The organism is Nitrososphaera sp., from assembly GCF_050748925.1.
Classification (GTDB): domain Archaea; phylum Thermoproteota; class Nitrososphaeria; order Nitrososphaerales; family Nitrososphaeraceae; genus Nitrososphaera.
The window spans coordinates 1-1788 of the sequence record NZ_JBOGQF010000215.1 but is presented as its reverse complement, the minus strand read 5'-3'; the positions used below and the strand labels follow the sequence as shown (position 1 = coordinate 1788).

1 protein-coding gene and 1 tRNA gene are annotated in these 1788 nt (G+C 56.3%); one reads left to right on the top strand and one right to left on the bottom strand.

Features of this window, described 5'->3' with window-relative positions; all coding sequences use genetic code 11:
- Nucleotides 1–67 precede the first annotated feature (67 nt).
- A tRNA-Gln gene (locus ACREAY_RS11630) sits at nt 68–178 on the top strand.
- Between the two features lie 9 nt (nt 179–187).
- Here ACREAY_RS11630 and pckA read toward each other — a convergent pair.
- Nucleotides 188–1747 carry a phosphoenolpyruvate carboxykinase (ATP) gene (pckA, locus tag ACREAY_RS11625; RefSeq protein WP_431755932.1) on the bottom strand — a complete coding sequence of 520 codons (1560 nt, stop codon included), beginning with the start codon at nt 1745–1747 and terminating at the stop codon, nt 188–190.
- Between the last annotated feature and the right edge of the window lie 41 nt (nt 1748–1788).

Genomic DNA, 1788 nt, shown 5'->3' with positions numbered 1-1788 from the left:
TACGCGAAGTGAACACCAAGCGATAGAGTTACAGTCAAATAGAGGAGATACAGTCGTGTTGGTGGTTAGCCCGGTCGTCTAGTGGCCAATCTCCAAGTAGGGCTAGGGATTTCAGGCTCTGGATCTCATAGAGAAAAGAAACCTGGAGACAGCAGTTCGAATCTGCTCCGGGCTACCATTCTTTTCCTTACGGCCTCGGGCCCGCGTTCGCTATCTCTTTTGACACCGTGCCAAACTTTTCAAAGTTCTTGGCAAACAGCGCCGCAAGCCTCTTGGCCGCCGCGTCGTACCTGTCCTTGTCGTTCCAGGTGTTCCGCGGGTCGAGCACCTCGTCAGGAACCCCGGGGCACGACACCGGCATGTCGATGTTAAAGACGGCGTGGCGCTTGACCGGCACCTTGTCGATTTCGCCCGCAAGCGCCGCCGTGACCATAGCCCTCGTGTGTGGAAGGTTCATGCGCTTGCCTATCCCGTAGGGCCCGCCGGTCCACCCCGTATTGATGAGGTAGACGCGGGTGCCGTGCTCGTCCATCTTTTTGCCAAGTAGTTTCGCATAGTTTTGCGCGTGCAGCGGCATAAAGGGGCCGCCAAAGCACTGCGAGAAGGTCTCTTTTGGCTCCGTTATCCCCCGCTCGGTGCCTGCAAGCTTGCTGGTGTAGCCGGACATAAAGTGATACATCGCGCCTTCCTTGCTCAGCTTTGCAATCGGCGGCATTACGCCAAACGCGTCTGCCGTCAAAAAGATGATGACCTTGGGGTGGCCGGCGGTGCTTGGGATGATGGCGCCTTCGATAAAGTCAAGGGGATACACGACGCGCGTGTTCTCGGTCAGGCTGCCGTCGGAAAAGTCGGGGTCGCGCGTGCCGTCCAGCACGACGTTTTCCATGAGCGAGCCAAAGCGTATAGCGTTCCATATCTGCGGCTCGTGCTCCTGTTTCAGGTTGATGCACTTGGCGTAGCAGCCGCCCTCAAAGTTAAAGACGCCGCTGTCTGACCAGCCGTGCTCGTCGTCCCCTACCAGCCTGCGCGCGGGGTCTGCCGAAAGCGTCGTCTTGCCGGTCCCCGACAGGCCGAAAAAGAGCGCGACGTCGCCCTCGCCGCCGACGTTTGCGGAGCAGTGCATCGGGAACACGTCCTTTCTCGGCAGGAGAAAGTTCATTATCGAAAACATTGCCTTTTTTATCTCGCCGGCGTACGAAGTCGAGCCGATGAGCACAATCCTCTGCTTGAAATTGATGATGATAAAAGTCTCTGTCCGCGTGCCGTCGGCAGCAGGGCTGGCGGCAAAGTCGTCGCAGGAGATGAGCGTAAACTCGGGCTTGTGGCTTTCAAGTTCTTCCGGCGTCGGGCGGATGAAAATCTGTTTCGCAAACAGGTTGTGCCATGCGCGGTTGTTGATGACCCGTACCGGCAGCCGGTTGTCAGGGTCGGCCCCCACGTAGCCGTCAAAGACAAACATCTCTTTTTCCTCGATGTGCTTTTTCATCCTGCGGAATATCCTGTCAAAATTTTCTTCAGATATCGGCTTGTTGACCTTGCCCCAGTCGACTGCGCCGTGCGTTATCTCGTCGTCGACAATGTACTTGTCGTCCGGCGACCTGCCGGTGAACTTGCCGGTCTTGACAGAGAGCGATCCCGTCGATGAAAGCACGCCTTCCTTTATTTCAAGTATCATCTCGACGAGTGTCGGCACTGAAAGGTTTTTGTGGGCATTGACGAGCTTGATGTCCAACGCTTCAAGCTCCATCACAGGTCTTTTTATGTCTAACACTTTCAGCCTCTATCAGC